18 protein-coding genes and 3 tRNA genes are annotated in these 16,780 nt (G+C 69.3%); 13 read left to right on the plus strand and 8 right to left on the minus strand.

Translation table 11 applies throughout. From position 1 onward, the window contains the following. Positions 1 to 169: 169 nt before the first annotated feature. The 4 genes from pstS to pstB all read left to right on the plus strand — a co-directional run bounded on the left by pstS (position 170) and on the right by pstB (position 4,227). Positions 170 to 1,291 carry a phosphate ABC transporter substrate-binding protein PstS gene (pstS, locus tag AC1DWP_RS08290; protein WP_477613994.1) on the plus strand — a complete coding sequence of 374 codons (1,122 nt, stop codon included), beginning with the start codon at positions 170 to 172 and terminating at the stop codon, positions 1,289 to 1,291. Between the two features lie 153 nt (positions 1,292 to 1,444). Then, the gene (pstC, locus tag AC1DWP_RS08295; RefSeq protein ID WP_477613995.1) at positions 1,445 to 2,458 is read left to right on the plus strand and encodes a phosphate ABC transporter permease subunit PstC; all 1,014 of its coding nucleotides are present in this window, start codon (positions 1,445 to 1,447) and stop codon (positions 2,456 to 2,458) included. Continuing rightward, complete coding sequence (gene pstA / locus AC1DWP_RS08300) at positions 2,455 to 3,375, plus strand: phosphate ABC transporter permease PstA (RefSeq protein ID WP_477613996.1); 921 nt, start codon at positions 2,455 to 2,457, stop codon at positions 3,373 to 3,375. Before pstC ends, pstA begins: the two co-directional genes overlap by 4 nt. Positions 3,376 to 3,450: 75 nt before the next feature. Further along, on the plus strand, positions 3,451 to 4,227 hold the full coding sequence (gene pstB, locus AC1DWP_RS08305; RefSeq protein WP_477613997.1) for a phosphate ABC transporter ATP-binding protein PstB: 777 nt from the start codon (positions 3,451 to 3,453) through the stop codon (positions 4,225 to 4,227). 345 nt (positions 4,228 to 4,572) lie between these two features. Here the strand turns inward: pstB and AC1DWP_RS08310 are convergent, their stop codons facing one another. The 6 genes from AC1DWP_RS08310 to AC1DWP_RS08335 all read right to left on the minus strand — a co-directional run bounded on the left by AC1DWP_RS08310 (position 4,573) and on the right by AC1DWP_RS08335 (position 9,647). Beyond that, on the minus strand, positions 4,573 to 5,340 hold the full coding sequence (locus AC1DWP_RS08310) for a hypothetical protein (protein WP_477613998.1): 768 nt from the start codon (positions 5,338 to 5,340) through the stop codon (positions 4,573 to 4,575). 734 nt (positions 5,341 to 6,074) lie between these two features. Beyond that, on the minus strand, positions 6,075 to 7,067 hold the full coding sequence (locus AC1DWP_RS08315) for an inorganic phosphate transporter (RefSeq protein ID WP_477613999.1): 993 nt from the start codon (positions 7,065 to 7,067) through the stop codon (positions 6,075 to 6,077). 8 nt (positions 7,068 to 7,075) lie between these two features. Further along, positions 7,076 to 7,702, minus strand: coding sequence for a DUF47 domain-containing protein (locus tag AC1DWP_RS08320; RefSeq protein ID WP_477614000.1), 627 nt, complete (start codon positions 7,700 to 7,702; stop codon positions 7,076 to 7,078). 109 nt (positions 7,703 to 7,811) lie between these two features. Next, positions 7,812 to 8,030 carry a hypothetical protein gene (locus tag AC1DWP_RS08325; RefSeq protein WP_477614001.1) on the minus strand — a complete coding sequence of 73 codons (219 nt, stop codon included), beginning with the start codon at positions 8,028 to 8,030 and terminating at the stop codon, positions 7,812 to 7,814. Between the two features lie 565 nt (positions 8,031 to 8,595). After that, a complete protein-coding gene (locus AC1DWP_RS08330; RefSeq protein WP_477614002.1) occupies positions 8,596 to 9,243 on the minus strand; it encodes a hypothetical protein in 648 nt (215 codons plus the stop codon). Positions 9,244 to 9,284: 41 nt separating this feature from the next. Then, positions 9,285 to 9,647: a TFIIB-type zinc ribbon-containing protein gene (locus tag AC1DWP_RS08335; RefSeq protein WP_477614003.1), complete on the minus strand. Its 363-nt coding sequence runs from the start codon at positions 9,645 to 9,647 to the stop codon at positions 9,285 to 9,287. 111 nt (positions 9,648 to 9,758) lie between these two features. Here AC1DWP_RS08335 and AC1DWP_RS08340 point away from each other — a divergent pair, with 111 nt between their 5' ends. The 9 genes from AC1DWP_RS08340 (at position 9,759) to AC1DWP_RS08380 (ending at position 14,399) form a co-directional block, all read left to right on the plus strand. Continuing rightward, a complete protein-coding gene (locus AC1DWP_RS08340) occupies positions 9,759 to 10,145 on the plus strand; it encodes a hypothetical protein (RefSeq protein ID WP_477614004.1) in 387 nt (128 codons plus the stop codon). Positions 10,146 to 10,248: 103 nt separating this feature from the next. Then, positions 10,249 to 10,321 (plus strand) — tRNA-Lys (locus AC1DWP_RS08345). A 148-nt stretch (positions 10,322 to 10,469) separates the two neighbouring features. After that, on the plus strand, positions 10,470 to 11,459 hold the full coding sequence (locus tag AC1DWP_RS08350; protein ID WP_477614005.1) for a pirin family protein: 990 nt from the start codon (positions 10,470 to 10,472) through the stop codon (positions 11,457 to 11,459). A 35-nt stretch (positions 11,460 to 11,494) separates the two neighbouring features. Continuing rightward, complete coding sequence (locus tag AC1DWP_RS08355; RefSeq protein WP_477614006.1) at positions 11,495 to 11,788, plus strand: hypothetical protein; 294 nt, start codon at positions 11,495 to 11,497, stop codon at positions 11,786 to 11,788. Next, positions 11,785 to 12,624: an oxidoreductase gene (locus AC1DWP_RS08360; protein ID WP_477614007.1), complete on the plus strand. Its 840-nt coding sequence runs from the start codon at positions 11,785 to 11,787 to the stop codon at positions 12,622 to 12,624. Before AC1DWP_RS08355 ends, AC1DWP_RS08360 begins: the two co-directional genes overlap by 4 nt. Positions 12,625 to 12,628: 4 nt before the next feature. Next, on the plus strand, positions 12,629 to 13,696 hold the full coding sequence (locus AC1DWP_RS08365) for a PHP domain-containing protein (RefSeq protein WP_477614008.1): 1,068 nt from the start codon (positions 12,629 to 12,631) through the stop codon (positions 13,694 to 13,696). Next, on the plus strand, positions 13,693 to 14,067 hold the full coding sequence (locus AC1DWP_RS08370; protein WP_477614009.1) for a GntR family transcriptional regulator: 375 nt from the start codon (positions 13,693 to 13,695) through the stop codon (positions 14,065 to 14,067). Before AC1DWP_RS08365 ends, AC1DWP_RS08370 begins: the two co-directional genes overlap by 4 nt. 165 nt (positions 14,068 to 14,232) lie before the next feature. Then, positions 14,233 to 14,305 (plus strand) — tRNA-Glu (locus AC1DWP_RS08375). Positions 14,306 to 14,325: 20 nt separating this feature from the next. Then, a tRNA-Asp gene (locus AC1DWP_RS08380) sits at positions 14,326 to 14,399 on the plus strand. A 103-nt stretch (positions 14,400 to 14,502) separates the two neighbouring features. On the opposite strand, the gene AC1DWP_RS08385 is transcribed toward AC1DWP_RS08380, so the two are convergent. After that, a complete protein-coding gene (locus tag AC1DWP_RS08385; RefSeq protein ID WP_477614010.1) occupies positions 14,503 to 15,405 on the minus strand; it encodes a TauD/TfdA dioxygenase family protein in 903 nt (300 codons plus the stop codon). Further along, positions 15,402 to 16,751, minus strand: a complete 1,350-nt coding sequence (locus AC1DWP_RS08390) for an LLM class flavin-dependent oxidoreductase (RefSeq protein WP_477614011.1) — start codon at positions 16,749 to 16,751, stop codon at positions 15,402 to 15,404. The genes AC1DWP_RS08385 and AC1DWP_RS08390 overlap by 4 nt, the downstream gene beginning before the upstream one ends. Positions 16,752 to 16,780: the final 29 nt, after the last annotated feature.

Raw genomic sequence — 16,780 nt, forward strand, 5'->3', positions numbered from 1 at the left:
GTTCACCCACTGCATCCCGGGGGGTCGGTGGGGCGACCTCGAATGTCTGACTGGTGTTCACCGTCCGTTCACCCTCCACGGGCCGCTGCGTCACTCGCCCTGCCTACCTTCGGGGCGTCGGGTACGAATGCCCGCCCCTGATTTTCCCCTGTGGAAAGGTTTGAACACCGTGAAGATTCAGCGTCTTGGCCTGGTGGCCAGCGTCGCCTTGGTCAGCTCGATCGCGCTGACCGCGTGCGGCTCCGACAACAACGCCGGCAGCTCCGGCGGTTCGTCGGACTCGAGCTCCACCACCACGTCGGCCTGCCCCAAGAGCGGCACCCTGAACGGCGAGGGCTCCTCGGCTCAGAAGAACGCCATCGAAGAGGCCATCGCGTCGTTCCAGGACGAGTGTGCCGGCACCACCGTCAACTACAACCCGACCGGTTCCGGCGCGGGCATCAAGCAGTTCATCGCGGGCCAGGTCGACTTCGCCGGCTCCGACTCCGCGCTCAAGACCGTTGAGAAGGACGGGGTCATCGAGGCCGACGCCGCGGCGAAGTTCTGCGGCTCCCCCGCCTGGAACCTGCCGATGGTCACCGGCCCCATCGCGGTCTCCTACAACGTCAAGGGCGTCGACAAGCTCGTCCTGACCCCCGAGGTCGCCGCCAACATCTTCAGCGGCAAGGTCACGACGTGGAACGACGCGTCGATCGCCAAGCTCAACGCCGGCGTGACCCTGCCGAGCGAGCCGATCAAGGTCTTCTTCCGCTCTGACGAGTCGGGCACGACCGAGAACTTCACCAAGTACCTCAAGGCCGCAGCCCCGGCTGCCTGGACCTCCGAGCCCGGCAAGAAGTGGCTGGGCAAGGGTGAGGGCAAGGAGAAGTCCGCCGGTGTCGCCGGTGCCGTCAAGGCCACCGAGGGTGGCATCACCTACGCCGAGTGGTCCTACGCCAAGGACAACAAGCTGGGCATCGCCCAGATCGACAACGGCGCCGGCCCGGTCGAGCTCAGCGGTGCCTCCGTGGGCAAGGCCGTGTCCGCCGCGAAGGCCGACGGCGAAGGCAACGACCTGCGCCTGAAGCTGGACTACGCCACCAAGGAGGCCGGGGCCTACCCGATCCTGCTGGTGACCTACGAGATCGTCTGCTCCAAGGGCAAGGACGCCGCCAAGACGGCCCTCACCAAGGCCTTCCTGACGCACTTCGCCTCTGCCGACACGCAGAAGTCCCTCGAGGAGATCGGCTACGCGCCGCTCCCCGACGAGGTCCGCACCAAGGTCGACACCGCGATCGCAGCGCTGTCCTGACCCACACCGGGTATGCCGGGGGGCTGGCTGGTTGCCAGCTCCTCGGCATACCCGTTCTGATGGATGGACGAACGTCTGGTGGACTGTGCGAAGGCACGCACCACCACGACCGCACGCACCACGACCACGACCACACGCACCGAGAGGCGCAACGTGAGCTCCGTAACCGGCGTTTCGATCGCTGACGAGCTGCCCGGACCCGACGGCCGACCCACCCTGAGCGGCGACGGCGCCGGCACCGGACGGCTCGGCGACCGTCTCTTCGGGGGTGCGGCCAAGGGCGCCGGGATCCTCGTCATCGGCCTGGTGTCGCTGGTCGGGGTGTTCCTGCTCTGGCAGGCCATCCCGGCGATCGCCGACGACAAGGTCAACTTCCTCACCTCGCGAGAGTGGTCGGTCGACAACGCGTCGAACCTGAAGTTCGGGATCGTCGAGCTGCTGTGGACCACCATCGCCGTCTCGACCATCGGCATGCTCATCGCGGTGCCGGTCGGGGTGGCGGTGGCGCTGTTCATCACGCAGTACGCGCCGAGGTGGCTCTCGCGGCCGGCGGCGAACCTCGTGGACCTGCTCGCCGCGGTGCCCTCGATCGTCTACGGCATCTGGGGCCTGAAGACCTTCGGCCCGGTGTTCGAGCCGGTCCAGAACTTCCTCAAGGACACGCTGGGCTGGTTCCCTCTCTTCTCCGACGCGGGCATCAGCGGCGGGAGCACGATCCTGTTCGTCGGTATCGTCCTGGCGATCATGGTGCTCCCGATCGTCACGGCGCTGTCGCGCGAGGTGTTCGCCCAGACGCCCGTGACCCACACGGAAGGCGCGCTGGCCCTCGGCGCGACCAAGTGGGAGATGATCCGCGTCGCGGTGCTGCCGTTCGGCAAGGCCGGCGTCATCTCGGCCGCCATGCTGGCCCTCGGCCGCGCCCTCGGCGAGACCATCGCCGTCACGATCATCCTCTCGACCCTGGCCGCCGGAACTGGCTGGACCTGGTCGCTGTTCAACGGCGGCGAGACGTTCGCGTCGCGCATCGCCAACAACGCCGGGGAGTTCGACTCCCCCGCGAAGACCGGCGCGTTCATCGCGGCCGGGCTGGTGCTGTTCGTGCTGACCTTCATCGTCAACGCGATCGCCCGCATCGTGATCGAGCGCAGGAAGGCGTTCATCGAATGAGCACCGTCGACACCGTGCGGCCCGACCAGGCGTCCAACGGCTCCACGATCCCGGCCCTCGGCCACCCGGCCCGCGGGCGCGAGATCCGGGACCAGCTGGCGCGGGTGGTCATGTGGGGCGCGTTCCTGCTCGCCCTCGTGCCGCTGCTGTGGATCCTGTGGACCGTCGTCAGCAAGGGCGCCCACCTGCTCCTGGACGCCCAGTGGTGGACGAACTCCCAGAAGGGCATCACGGCCCGCCGCGAAGGTGGCGGCGCGATCCACGCCATCCAGGGCACCCTGATCCAGGGCCTCACGACCGCGGCCATCTCCGTGCCGATCGGCGTGATGACCGCGATCTACCTCGTCGAGTACGGCCGAGGCAGGCTGGCGAAGGCCGTGTCCTTCATGGTCGACATCCTGACCGGTGTGCCCTCGATCGTCGCCGGCCTGTTCGTCTATGCGCTCTGGGTGACGACGTTCGGATTCCAGCGGGTCGGCTTCGCGGTCTGCCTGGCGCTCGTGCTGCTGATGGTGCCGGTCGTGGTGCGCTCCACCGAGGAGATGCTCAAGCTCGTGCCGAACGAGCTGCGTGAGGCGGCGTACGCCCTGGGAGTGCCCAAGTGGAAGACGATCGTGCGGGTCGTCCTGCCCACCGCCTTCTCGGGCATCATCACCGGCGTGCTGCTGGGGCTGGCCCGGGTCATGGGTGAGACCGCGCCGCTGCTGATCCTCGGGCCCTACTCCAAGTCCATCGCCACGGACCTGTTCAGCGGCCTCATGCCGACGCTCCCCACGATGATCAACCAGGACCGCACCGAGAGCCTGCAGCCCGCGGTCGACCGCGTCTGGGCTGCCGCGCTGACCCTGATCCTGCTGATCCTGATCCTCAACCTGGCCGGCCGTGTCATCGCCCGGCTCGGCTCCGTCAAGAAGTAAGCCACACCCGAAACCCCGCTCCGCGACCGTGCCGGCCACCCGGCATACTCGATCCGAAGGACGAAAGAACAGACCATGGCCAAGCGAATCGACGTCAGTGACCTGAACGTCTACTACGGCGCGTTCAAGGCCGTCGAGGGCGTCACGATGACCGTGGAGCCACGCTCGGTGACCGCGTTCATCGGGCCGTCGGGCTGCGGGAAGTCCACGTTCCTGCGCACCCTCAACCGGATGCACGAGGTGATCCCCGGCGGTCGCGTCGAGGGCAAGGTCATGCTCGACGACCAGGACCTGTACGCGTCGGGGGTCGACCCCGTGGCGGTGCGCCGGACGGTCGGGATGGTGTTCCAGCGACCCAACCCGTTCCCCACGATGTCGATCTACGACAACGTCGCGGCCGGGCTCCGGCTGAACGGCGTCCGCGGGAAGGCCAAGCTCGACGAGGTCGTGGAGAAGTCGCTCAACGGGGCCAACCTGTGGAACGAGGTCAAGGACCGGCTGGCCAAGCCCGGCGCCGGACTGTCCGGTGGCCAGCAGCAGCGGCTGTGCATCGCCCGGGCCATCGCGGTCGAGCCGCAGGTGCTGCTGATGGACGAGCCCTGCTCGGCGCTCGACCCGATCTCGACCCTGGCCATCGAGGACCTGATCTCGGAGCTGAAGAGCCAGTACACGATCGTGATCGTCACCCACAACATGCAGCAGGCAGCACGGGTCTCCGACCAGACCGCCTTCTTCAACCTCGCGGCCACTGGCAAGCCCGGCAAGCTGGTCGAGGTCGCCGACACCCAGAAGATCTTCAACAACCCCGGGGTGAAGGCCACGGAGGACTACATCAGCGGTCGCTTCGGCTGACCCCTGCGCCTGCCGCGCTGCGACCTGTTGCGCGCAGATCGTCACCAGCCCCGCAATCGGCCCCCTCGTGACCACCTGCCGGCAACAAGTCCCCCGGCGCTGCGACTTGTTGCGCGCAGATCGTCACCAACGCCGCAATCGGCCCCCTCGTGACCACCGGCGCGCAACAAGTCTCCTAGCGCTGCGACTTGTTGCGCGCTAATCGTCACCAACGCCGCAATCGGCCCCCTCGTGACCACCGGCGCGCAACAAGTCCCCCGGCGCTGCGACTTGTTGCGCGCAGATCGTCACCAGCCCCGCAATCGGCCCCCTCGAGACCACCTGCCGGCAACAAGTCGCCCGGAGTTAGGCGGCGTAGGGGCCCTCATCTCCGCCCATCCGCATGGTCTCCGCACTCCAGAGACGCAGGTCGTCCTCAGGGTCCTGCCTCCAAAGACAGCGGATCCGGCTCGGATCTGCCCGACGACGAGCAGATCGCAAGACCTCAGCCAAGCCAGAACCGCCACCCAGGACGTCGCTTGTGTCCCACCTCGCCACCGCGAAACCCACTGACTCGAGCTCGCGTTCGCGTTCCCGCTCGGCGAGCATGTGGGTCGCGGCTTCGTCGGCGTCCCAGATGTCTGAGCCGTAGGCACCCAGGTACTTGCCGCGGCCGTCCGCCTCGCCGATCACGCCAGCCAGTGCCCACAGGAAGTCGACCCTGCCTATGAGTCGTCCATCCAGGTGGTGGATCCATACCTGGCTCATCGGCACCGAGAAGCCCAACTGGTGCGCTGTGGCGACGGAGGCTGACTCGAGCCAGCTCTCGCGACGCGCATCCGCCATGGCAATCCCGGCGTCGGCCTTCGTGACGCCCGGCCACCTCGTCTGGAAGGCCCGCATCGCCCGCAGTGCGTCAGGACTGGTCGTCCCGTTGCGCAGCGCTCCATCGGCGATCGCCAAGGCGTCGCGGAGCCGCAGCTGGCGAAGGCAGTCGATGACAGTGCGGTCGACCGTCGTCACGGGAAGGCCCGAAACCTCGGTGACGTGATCGGAAGGGAGGTCGCCATCCAGCAGGCGCCTCCAGTCATCTCGGGCGGCAGTGCGCTCGGACTCGGGCACTGTCAGGCTCACGGCACCAAGTGGGCCCAAGGGCTGTGGGAGCCCGTGCACAAGCGCAGCGCTCTGGTGGCTCAGCACCCCATCCTTGACGGACGCGCTCGCAGCACGGGACATGGCCCGATGAAGCTCTTGGGGGTCGAGTTCGAGCCACGGCTCGCGGACGGCGTACAGGCTGGGCGCGACAGGAATGATGTGACGCCGTCTGACTGCCCCGGCGATGCTGGTGCTGCTCAGGCCGGCGGCTAACGCCTCCCTGGCCAGGAAGGGTTGGGGCAGGGACTGCCACGCTGCTTCAGGGGTTGTCCTCATCCTGCGATCGTGGGTGGCGAGGCTGTCGCGGACCATGCCCGACCTTGGGCCTGTGGACACAGCCCGCGTCGACCCTGACCCTGTGGACCAGCACGACCGATGCGGGCGCGGCGTCGCGGCCACGGTGGCCGGGCGCCGGCCGAACTCGCCCCGCGATGTCCGCCATAGCCCCGCCCTGCCCCCGACTTGCTGCCGTCCGATGGTCACGGCACCCCCCAAACCGGACCGGGGTGACCACCAGATCGCAACACGTCGCACCTGCCCCCGACTTGTTGCCATCGGATGGTCACGGCACCCCCCAAACCGGACCGGGGTGACCACCAGATCGCAACAAGTGCGAGCAGACCAGGGCCGAGCAGCGCCGAGCAGCGCCGAGTAGCGCCGAGTAGCGCCGAACCCGTCCTACCCCCAGCACCCGTGGCCAGGAGCGGGGGCGGTCAGACGAAGAGGTTGATCAGGAGGCAGCTGGCGGCGGCGACCAGGCCGGCGCCGGGGAAGGTCAGGATCCAGGCGCCGACGATGTTGCCGGCCACGCCCCACCGCACGGCCGACAGCCGCTTGGTCGCGCCGACGCCCATGATCGCCGAAGTGATGGTGTGGGTGGTCGAGATCGGGGCGCCGAACGCCATGCCCGCAACGTAGAGGATCGAGGCCGCCGTCGTCTCCGCTGCGAAACCCTGCGGCGGGTCGAGGTGGATGATCCGGCGGCCGAGGGTACGCATGATCCGCCACCCACCGGCATACGTGCCCAGGGAGATCACGATGGCGCTCATGAGCAGCACCCACAGCGGGATGCCCTTGCCGTTGTAGTGGCCACCAACGGTCAGCGCGAGGACGACAACACCGGCGGTCTTGGACGCGTCCTGGAGTCCGTGGCCGAAGGCCATGGCCGCGGCCGACGCGGTCTGCGCGTACCTGAATCCACGCGAGACGCGACCCGGGTGGGCTCGGCGGAACAGCCACATGATCGTGGCCATGACGATGTAGCCGAGCATGATCCCGACGAGGGGCGAGGCGATCATCGGGATGATGACCTTGTGGAAGATGCCGGTCCACTTGACGTCAGCACCCGCAGCCAGGGCGGCACCACCCAGGCCGCCGATCAGGGCGTGGGACGAGGACGACGGCAGGCCGTACCACCAGGTCAGCAGGTTCCACCCGATGGCGCCGATCAGGGCGGCCGCGCAGATCACCAGACCGGGGTTGCCTGAGGGCGCCTCGATGATGCCCTTGCCGACGGTGTCCGCGATCTTCTTGCCGAAGAACGCACCGAAGAGGTTGGCCACTGCGGCCATGAGCAGCGCGACCCGCGGCGTCAGGGCGCGGGTCGAGACCGAGGTCGCGATCGCATTGGCCGCGTCGTGAAAACCGTTGGTGTAGTTGAAGCCCATCGCCAAGGCGATGACGATTCCGATCGGAAGCCAGTCCATGGGGAGGCTCAGGACTCCTTGACCGCGATGCTCTCGACCTTGTGAGCCACCTTCTCGAACGCGTCAGCGGCGGCCTCGAGCTCCTCGACGACCTCCTTGAGCTTCATGATCGTGAGGGTGTCGCCACCGAAGTCACCGTTGAACAGTCCGGCGAGCAGCCGGCGGTAGATCTGGTCTGCCTGGTTCTCGAGGCGGTTGATCTCGATCCAGTAGCCGGAGAGGTCCTTCATCGAGCGCAACCGAGGCATGGCGTCAGCCGTGAGCTCCGACATCCGCGAGAGGACCTCGACCTGGTCGGACACGCCGGCCGGGAGGTCACCGATGCGGTAGAGCACGATCAGGTCGACCGCGGCGTCCATCATGTCCATGCAGTCGTCCAGCGTCGACGCGAGGCCGTGGATGTCCTCCCGGTCGAACGGCGTGATGAAAGAGCTGTTCACCTTGCGGATGATCTCGTGGGTCGCCTCGTCGGCGGCGTGCTCGATCTCCCGCATCTTCGTCGCGACGGCTTCGCGCTCGGCGTGTGGAACGCCCAACAGCGTCGTCAGCTCACGCGAGCCGAGGACGAGGTAGGAAGCGGACTTGGCGAACAGATCGTAAAAACTGTTCTCCTGGGGGGTGAGGCGAAAGCCCACGGTTCTCTCCGGTCACGCAAGGGGGGATGGCCGTGGACGATGCTACGGGCAAGGACGCGAGAAAGCGCAACTGGGCGCTGATCGTCGCCGGTCGGTACCGCGCAGACGATCAGGCGTTCTGGCGCTTCCAGACCCGGTGCGGGGAGCTCGGTGCGTCGTCGGACGACGTCGGGTGCCCGCGCTCGATGCCGAGGGCCCGGTCGATCTCGTCCTCGGTGAGCGGCTCGTCGCTGGCAGTCGCGGCGACGACCAGGTCGCCGACCAGCTCGATCTCGTCCTGAAGCGCGTCGTCGGTCAGGTCAGCACCGGCCCGCGGTTCCTTGGTCATGGATGAAACGCTAACCGAGGCAACGCCGAACAGCGCATCTAGTTTGCTATCTCTTGACCCGCGATGCCCCGGAACCACCCAGATGGGCCATACCGGACACCATCACGACTAGTCCCATGCGGCTATGCCTGATGATGGTGGCCATGACCCCCGATCTCGGCGGTGCCCCCCCGGTCGAACCTCGCGATGTCGAGGACCGGGGTTCGTTCAGTCATGCCGTATGCCGCGTGTGCGGCTGGAGCGGTCCGGGTCGCCGTTCGCGACGGGTCTCGAGAGAGGACGCACAGACTCACCAGGGGGTCTGCCCGGGTGGTCGACCGCCGGCCCAGGACAGCTGAGCGAGGGGGCGCGCACGCGGCATACCAAGGCTTGTGGATCAGTGGCCAGACATGGCCGGGAGATGACATTTGTGCGTCGGGCCGGGAGCGCCTCACGGCGCGCGGCCGCTCGTAGCGGCTTCAGTTGGGACCCGGGGCTACCGCGGCCCGACGCACGTCCGACTGTAACCCCGGAGGCTCTGGAGTTGTTCCATCTGCGGCGTGTTTACCGCGACGCAAGGGGCCGTTCAGATGAGTTCGCCGGCCCGCCACAGGCGGGCTCCGGCCTCCAGATCCTCGGCGGTCGAGAGCATCGACGCGGCCCGGCGGGTCTGCTGGGCGGCGGCCTCGCGGTCCTGGGCGTCGGTCGTGTCGGCACGGTCGGCGCGGCCCGCGGCCACGACGCGACAGAACGCCGCCGCCCGTTGCAGCGCAACGGCGAAGTCGCCCGCGAAGACTCCCCGCAGGATCGCGTCGCTGAGCTCGCGGAGCTCGGCGGGTCCGGGCGGCTCGGCGACGCCCGCCACCGCGTGGTTGACGTCGGTGAAGCGGATCCCTGCTGCGTAGTCGGCGCTGGCCTCACCCGGGCTGCGCTGCACCCACTCTCGCAAGGCGTAGAGCCGCCAGAGGGCACCCGGCAGGCTCCGCGCGGGACGGTCGGCCCAGAGCTCTGCGACGGTGACCAACCCCAGCTCGTCGACGAGGGCTACGAGCCGCGCGGTCAGGGCGGGGTCGTCGTTGGCGCGCCCGGTGCCCACCAGGACCGCGGCCGTCTCGTGGGCGATCTCGGTGACCTGCGCGGGGTCGGGGACCGTGCCGCCCTGCGCCTCCATCGCCATGGGGCTGAAGAAGGCTGGGCGGCGCGGACCGGGTCGGCCACTGGGCTCGTTTTTCATCGCGCCCATTGTCTCAGGTGATGCTCGCTGGGCGGCCTCGCTCAGTCGAAGAGCTCGCTGAGGAACGACTTCTTGCGCCGCTGGCCGTAGCCGCCAGGTCCGCCGTACGGCGCCTTGGACATCGAGCGGTAGGGCGCCTGGTAGCTCTGAGCCGGCTGCTGTTGCCACGCCCCCTGCTGCTGTGGGGGCTGTGGCACCGGCGGCTGCTGCGGGGTCGGCGCTGCCGCTGCGGGAGGTGCTTGCGCAGGGGATTGGTGCCACGCGTTCTCCGCGGCGACCAGGGCCTCGAGCTCCCCACGGTCGAGGAACAGGCCGCCACATCCCGTGCACTGGTCGACGTGGACCCGGTTGCGCTCGTAGCTGCGCATGTCGGAACCACACTTGGGACAGGTGAGGGTGTTCATGTCGGGCCAACGGCTCGGGGTGGGATGGGGTTCCGGGCGCCCCCGGACTGCCTGGGGTTGGTTCCTTGCCGGGTCCCACGATGCAACGGCTGGTTGCGACACAGTGGGAACGTGCCCCCTGAGTCCCGGAGTCCGCGGCCGGCTCGTGTGGTCCGCACCGTCGTGTCGGTGCTCGTGATCGCCACAGGGGTGGCCGGTTTCGCGTTCTTCGGGTTGATGGCCTGGCTCGGGATGTGCGGGATCTCCGGGTGCTCGGGCGGCGGCTTCGGGCGGTCTACGGACCCGGCGGGCACCCGCCAGCTGCTGCTGCTGGCCGCAGCCTGCCTGCTCGCCGCCCTGCTCGTCCGCTCCGCGCTCCTGCGCAGCCTGCGCACCGCCGGGTATGCCGTCGTGATCAGCCTCGTGGCGGTGCTGGCACTCGCGGGGGTGATCGGGTCGGAATGGCGCGGCTGTCCGAGGTCCATCTCCTACGAGACCTGTCTCGCCGAGAGCCGTTGAACGCCTGATCCGTTGATCGCTGATCGTCAGAGCCCGTTGAACGGAGTGGGGACTCCTGCGCCTCGTTGGCTACGCTGACCTGCGGCTCGCCAACAGGCAGCCAGGGCCTCTAGCTCAATGGTTAGAGCTGCGGACTTTTAATCCGTAGGTTGTGGGTTCGAGTCCCACGGGGCCCACCGGTGCCCGAAAAACTTGGCTGTCTGACGCGGCGCGCGTGACTCGAGGGTGCACGACACGCTGACGGCAGGCGAGCGCGGCCAGCGTGTCGTGCACTCTCGATGCCACGTCTGCTCCGGGTGAGCGCGTTCGGTGCAGACTGGGTTGGTGAGCAATGTCGAGACCCAGCCACAAGAAACCGTCTGCTCGACGGCGCCGTCCGTCGACGGGGTGGAGATCCTCGAACCCCGTGACGTGCCCCTCGGCGGGCCTCGCGCGATGACAGTCCGTCGCACCCTCCCCCAGCGCCAGCGCTCGCTCATCGGCGCCTGGTGCTTCGCCGACCACTACGGCCCGGACGACGTCGCAGGCTCGGGTGGCATGGACGTCCCGCCCCACCCCCACTGCGGGCTCCAGACGGTCAGCTGGCTGTTCACGGGCGAGATCGAGCACCGCGACAGCCTCGGCTACCACGCCATCATCCGCCCCGGTGCGGTCAACCTGATGACCGGCGGGCTCGGCATCGCCCACTCCGAGGTGTCCACTCCGGGCACGACCGTCCTCCACGGGGCCCAGCTGTGGGTGGCCCTGCCCGACGCGTACCGCAACGCCCCCAAGGCATTCCAGCACCACGAGCCGACGCCGACGCGGCTCGACGGTGCCACCCTGAGCGTGTTTCTCGGCAGCCTGGCCGGCCAGACCTCCCCGGTCGAGAGCTTCACCCCCCTGCTCGGCGCCGAGGTCACCCTCGACGCGGGGGCCACGGTCGAGCTGGGTCTCGACGCGGCATACGAGCACGGGGTGCTGGCCGACAGCGAAGGGCTCACGGTCAACGGCACCGCCACCCCGCGCAGCGCCATGGCCTATCTCCCCACGGCGACCGCGACGCTCACCCTCACCAACACCGGAAACGACAGCGCCCGGGCGCTCATCCTCGGTGGGCCGCCGTTCGACGAGGAGATCGTCATGTGGTGGAACTTCGTCGGCCGCAGCCACGAGGACATCGTGACCGCTCGCGAGGAGTGGATGGCCCACTCGGAGCGGTTCGGTGAGGTGGACGGGTACGCCGGCCAGGTCAAGCACCTGCCGGCGCCAGAGATGCCTGCCGTGCGGATCCGCCCGCGCTCCAACACATCTCGCAGCGCCCGGGACGCGTGACCCCTTCCCGGCGGGTGATGGGGCAGACTGGCGGCATGAGTCCCACCACCGGACAGCGCCCCGGGCAGCGACCTGGTGGCGTCGCCGCCTTCGCCCCCATCGTCGTCGCCGTCTGTGCGATCGTCCTCGTCCGCGAAGGTCTCGAGGCGGTCCTCCCCAGCCTCAACACGTGGGTCGTCTTCGTCATCGCCCTGGCGGCGGGCTGGCTGGCGTACGCAGGCGTCGAGCGCTGGGTCGCGCGCCGCAACGGGGGCGGACCCGCCGGCCCCGCAGGACCCGCAGGACCCGCAGGACCGGCCGGACCCGCAGGGCGCGGCGAGGAGCAGTGAGCGCCGCCCCCACCGGACCTGTCCTCGTCACCGGCTGCTCGTCCGGCATCGGCCGTGCCGCAGCCGAGGCGCTCATCGCACGCGGCCACACGGTCTATGCCACCGCCCGTCGCACCGAGACCCTCACCGACCTCGAAGCCGCGGGAGCGCGCATCCTCGCCCTCGACGTCACCTCCGAGGAGTCGATGTCCAGCGCGGTCAAAACGATCGAGGCCGAGCACGACAGCATCGGCGCCCTGGTCAACAACGCCGGGTACGGCGAGTACGGCACCATCGAGGAAACCGACCTCGACAAGGTGCGCACCATGTTCGAGACCAACGTGTTCGGACTCGCCCGGCTCACCCAGCTCGTCCTGCCGGCGATGCGCGAAGCCCACAGCGGTCGTGTCGTCAACATCGGCTCGATGGGCGGCCGCTTCACCTTCCCCGTCGGCGGCTACTACCACGCAACCAAGTACGCCGTGGAGGCGATCACCGACGCCCTGCGCAACGAGGTGCGCGGCTTCGGTATCGGCGTCAGCCTGATCGAGCCCGGCCTCATCCGGACCGGCTTCGAGGAGACCGCCCTCACCTCCGATGCCGCTGCGGCACAACAACATTCACCGTATGCCGCGTTGCTGGCCTCCAGCGCCAGCAACACCACCGGGGGCTACGGCAACCCCATGGTGGCCACCGGCCCGGAGTCCGTCGCCAAGGTCGTCGTCAAGGCGGTCGAGTCGCGCCACCCCCGGTCGCGCTACATCGTGACGCCGGCAGCCCGGGCCCTCATCGCCACGAGGACGCTCGGTGGCGACCGGGTCTGGGACTTCATGATCCGGCAGCAGTTCAAGGGGTAGCGCCGTGGTCGCGTCCGTGGAACCCCTCACCGCACCCGTCGAGCCCGACGAGGCCCTGCGACGCATCGCCTTCCTCCTGGAGCGCGAGCGGGCTGGCTCCTACCGCGTCGAGGCGTTCCGCAAGGCCGTCGTCACGGTCCGCGAGACGCCGGACGACGAGCTCCGCAGCCGCCACCAGGCGGGGACGCTGCAGGACCTCCCAGGGATCGGGAAGTCCACCGCCGCCGTGGTGAGCGAGGCCCTGGACGGTGAGCTCCCGGCATACCTGGAGTCGTTGCAGGGAAAGGCGAGGCCGCTCGCCCAGGGCGGCACGGACCTGCTCGCCCAGATCAAGGGCGACTGCCACTCGCACTCCAACTGGTCGGACGGCGGCAGTCCCATCGAGGAGATGGTGCTCACGGCCGTGGAGCTCGGGCACGAGTGGCTGGTCCTCACCGACCACTCCCCCCAGCTGCGCGTGGCCAACGGGCTCACGGCAGAGCGGCTGACCAAGCAGCTGTCCATCGTCGACGCGATCAACGCCTCGCTGGGTGGCCAGTTCCGGCTGCTCAAGGGGATCGAGGTCGACATCCTCGACGACGGGTCGCTGGACCAGACCGACGCGATGCTCGCCAAGCTCGACCTGGTCACCGCGAGCGTCCACTCCAAGCTCAAGATGAACAAGGCGCCGATGACCAAGCGGATGGTGGCCGCGGTGTCCAACCCCCGCGTCAACGTGCTGGGCCACTGCACCGGGCGGCTCGTCGAGGGATCGCGCGGGACGCGAGCGCAGTCGGAGTTCGACGCGCGCGCCGTGTTCGAGGCCTGTGCCGAGCACGGCACCGCCGTCGAGATCAACAGCCGTCCCGAGCGGCGCGACCCGCCGGACGACCTGATCAGGCTGGCGATGGAGATCGGCTGCGTGTTCGCGATCGACTCCGACGCGCACGCCCCGGGGCAGCTGGAGATGAAGGCCTACGGCTGCGAGCGCGCCGAGGAGCTCGGCATCGACCCCGACCGGATCGTCACCACCTGGGACGTCGACCGCCTGCTGACGTGGGCCGCCCCGCAGACGGCTGCGAGCGGCGGGTGAGCACCCCGCCGGTGTCGGTCGACCTGACGGCCCCGGAGCCACCCTTCGAGCAGGTCCGCGCCCAGCTGGCCGGGCTGATCGCCCGCGGCACCCTCGCGGAGGGCGACCGGCTCCCTACCGTGCGCGGGCTGGCCGCCGACCTGGGCCTGGCGGTCAACACCGTGGCCCGGGCCTACAAGGAGCTCGAGGCCGAGGGTCTCGTCACCACCCGAAGTCGCGCCGGGACCGTCGTGGCGGCGGGCTCTCAACCCCTCGACGTCGCCCTCGACCGCAGCGCCGCGGAGTACGCCATCTTGGCCGCACGGGCCGGGCTGAGCGAGTCGGCGGCCGTCGACCGGGTGCGCGCGGCGATGCGCGAGGCACGCCCCTGACCAGCCACGCGGCATACCGTCGGGGTCGTGGGGACGGGCGGCGCCCAGCCCCCGGCTCGCGTCGCCCACGGACCCGTTTTGGTTATCCGGGCGGTCTGCCCGTATGCTTTCGCGAGTCCTCGACGGATCCGCGCCTGGCGCTAACGGCGGGGGGCCGTTGAACTGGTCCCCATCGTCTAGCGGCCTAGGACCCCGCCCTTTCACGGCGGTAGCACGGGTTCGAATCCCGTTGGGGATACGCAGTAAAAGCACCATCTAGGCCCCGTAGCGCAGTTGGTTAGCGCGCCGCCCTGTCACGGCGGAGGTCGCCGGTTCGAGCCCGGTCGGGGTCGCTCGAAAGCCAAGAGGCCCGCACACACGTGCGGGCCTCTTCGCATGTCCGGGTATGCCGCGTGGCTGGGCCTCGTGCGCCGGCCCGGCCCTGCGGCATCCCTGTCAGTCCCCCTGCGTGTAGTGCGACGCGTCCCCTTCGATCACCCTGCTCTTCTCCCCCGTCAGCCCCACCGGCACGTCGCCCGCGACCGTGACCCGGTGGAGGCGGCGCGGCAGGTGGTCGTAGTTGTCGATCGCGTAGTGCTGGGTGATCCGGTTGTCGAAGATGACGAGCTGGTCCGGCTCCCAGGCCACGCGCACGACGTTCTCGGGGCGCGTGATGTAGGACTGGAACAGCCGGATCAGGTCCCGGCTCTCCGCGGCGGACAGCCCGACCAGCCGCTGGGCGAAGCCGCCGAGGTAGAGCCCCTTCTCCCCCGTCTCGGGATGCACGCGCACGACCGGGTGGGCGGTCCGATAGGCGGTGGAGGTGAACTCAGCACGGTTCTCCCTGGCCTGGTCGTCGAGGGACTCCTCCGGCTCGGCGTAGTCGTAGTCGTTGGTGTGGATCGCCCAGAGCGAGTCGGCCAGCAGCCTCAACGGCTCGGGCAGGTCGCGGTAGCCCGCACCGGTGTTGGCGATCAGCGTCTCGCCGCCGTGGGGTGGGACCACCTTGCTCGACAGGGTGGTCGCCTTCGGTGGCGCCTGGACGAAGGTGACGTCCGTGTGCCAGTGGTTGGCCGCCCCCTTCTCGCTGTCGACGGGAAGGATCCGCGGGGCGCCCGGCGCCGACGCGACCGTGGGGTGCGCCGTCGTGAGCGGGCCGAAGTGCGCGGCGAACCGTTCCTGCTGATCGTCGGTGAGCGGGGCACGGCGGAAGACGAGCGCCTTGTGCTCCAGCAGAGCCTGGTTGAGGAACTGGATGGTTTCGGCGTCGAGGTCGGAGGTGAGGTCGACGCCGACGATCTCGGCGCCGATCCGTCCGGTGATCTTGCGGACGTCCCGGTCGGTCGCGATGGCGGTCATGCTGCGTGCTCCTTCGTGGTGAGGGCGTGCTCGGTGTTGGGGTTGGCCGGCCGGGGCAGGCCGTAGTGGTCGCGCAGCGTCCTGCCCGTGTACTCGGTGCGGAACAGGCCCCGACGCTGCAGCTCGGGGACCACGAGGTCGACGAAGTCGTCCAGACCGCCCGGCAGCGTCGGCGGCATGACGTTGAACCCGTCGGCTGCCCCCTGCTCGAACCACTCCTGGATCTGGTCGGCGACCTGCACGGCCGTCCCGGCGAACACCCGGTGGCCGCGCCCGCCGGCCAGCCTCTCGATGAGCTGGCGGACCGTGAGGCCCTCGCGCTCGGACAGGTCGAGGATCAGCTGCTTGCGGCTCTGGTTGCCTTCCGTGCCCACCGCCACGGGCGGCAGTGGTCCGTCGAGGTCGCCCTCGGTCAGCTCGTGGTCGAGCATGGTCGAGAGCTGCGCCAGCCCGTATGCCGGGTTGATCAGGGCGTTGAGCTCGGCCTCCTTCTCCTTGGCCTCCTCCTCGGTGCGCCCGATGACGGGGCTGATGCCAGGGAGGATGAGCAGGGCTTCCGGGCGCCGACCGTGGGCGGCGAGCCGGCCCTTGAGGTCGGCGTAGAACGCCTGCGCCTCCTCGAGCGTCTGCTGCGCGGTGAAGACGGCCTCGGCGAAGCGGGCCGCGTACTCCTTGCCCGACTCGCTCGACCCCGCCTGCACCAGGAGGGGGTAGCCCTGCACGGGCCGGCGGATGTTGAGTGGGCCGCGCACCTCGAAGTGCGGGCCCTTGTGGTCGATCGGAGCGATGCGGTCGGTGTCGGCGTAGATGCCCGACACCTTGTCGGCGATGACGGCCTCGTCGTCGAAGGAGTCCCAGAGCGCCTGGGCGAGCTGGACGAACTCGGTGGCCCGCGCATACCTCGCCTCGTGGTCGGGGCGACCCTCGAGCCCGAAGTTCCGCGCCTCGTCCTGCCCGGCGCTCGTGACGATGTTCCACCCGGCCCGCCCACCGCTGAGGTGGTCGAGCGAGGCGAACGCGCGAGCCAGTGTGTAGGGATGGTTGTAGGTCGTCGACGCGGTCGCGATGAGCCCGACGTGGGTCGTCGAGGCGGCCAGGGCCGAGAGCAGGGTGAGCGGTTCGAAGGCGCTGTGCGTGTTGTGCTTCACGTTGCCGTGCAGCGCCACTCCGTCGGCGAAGAAGACCGAGTCGAGCAGGCCGCGCTCGGCCGTCCTGGCGATGTCGACGTAGTGCTGCAGCGTGAGCGCGCGGGCGGGTTCGACCTCAGGGTGTCGCCAGGCGGCCTCGTGGTGGCCGGTCGACATGATGAAGGCGTTGAGATGGAGCTCTCGGGGTTCAGTGGACATGGTTCAGCTTTCCTTTCAACGGATCTGGG

The organism is Pedococcus sp. P2_F6 (assembly GCF_056403675.1).

Excerpts from the sequence above, each read along its gene's own strand:
- AC1DWP_RS08390 (WP_477614011.1), bottom strand. The coding sequence starts at position 16,751 with ATGTCCACTGAACCCCGAGAGCTCCATCTCAACGCCTTCATCATGTCG.
- AC1DWP_RS08335 (WP_477614003.1), bottom strand. The coding sequence starts at position 9,647 with ATGAACACCCTCACCTGTCCCAAGTGTGGTTCCGACATGCGCAGCTAC.
- pstA (WP_477613996.1), top strand. The coding sequence starts at position 2,455 with ATGAGCACCGTCGACACCGTGCGGCCCGACCAGGCGTCCAACGGCTCC.
- AC1DWP_RS08315 (WP_477613999.1), bottom strand. The coding sequence starts at position 7,067 with ATGGACTGGCTTCCGATCGGAATCGTCATCGCCTTGGCGATGGGCTTC.
- AC1DWP_RS08355 (WP_477614006.1), top strand. The coding sequence starts at position 11,495 with ATGAGTCCCACCACCGGACAGCGCCCCGGGCAGCGACCTGGTGGCGTC.
- AC1DWP_RS08385 (WP_477614010.1), bottom strand. The coding sequence starts at position 15,405 with ATGACCGCCATCGCGACCGACCGGGACGTCCGCAAGATCACCGGACGG.
- AC1DWP_RS08325 (WP_477614001.1), bottom strand. The coding sequence starts at position 8,030 with ATGACCAAGGAACCGCGGGCCGGTGCTGACCTGACCGACGACGCGCTT.
- pstB (WP_477613997.1), top strand. The coding sequence starts at position 3,451 with ATGGCCAAGCGAATCGACGTCAGTGACCTGAACGTCTACTACGGCGCG.
- AC1DWP_RS08330 (WP_477614002.1), bottom strand. The coding sequence starts at position 9,243 with ATGAAAAACGAGCCCAGTGGCCGACCCGGTCCGCGCCGCCCAGCCTTC.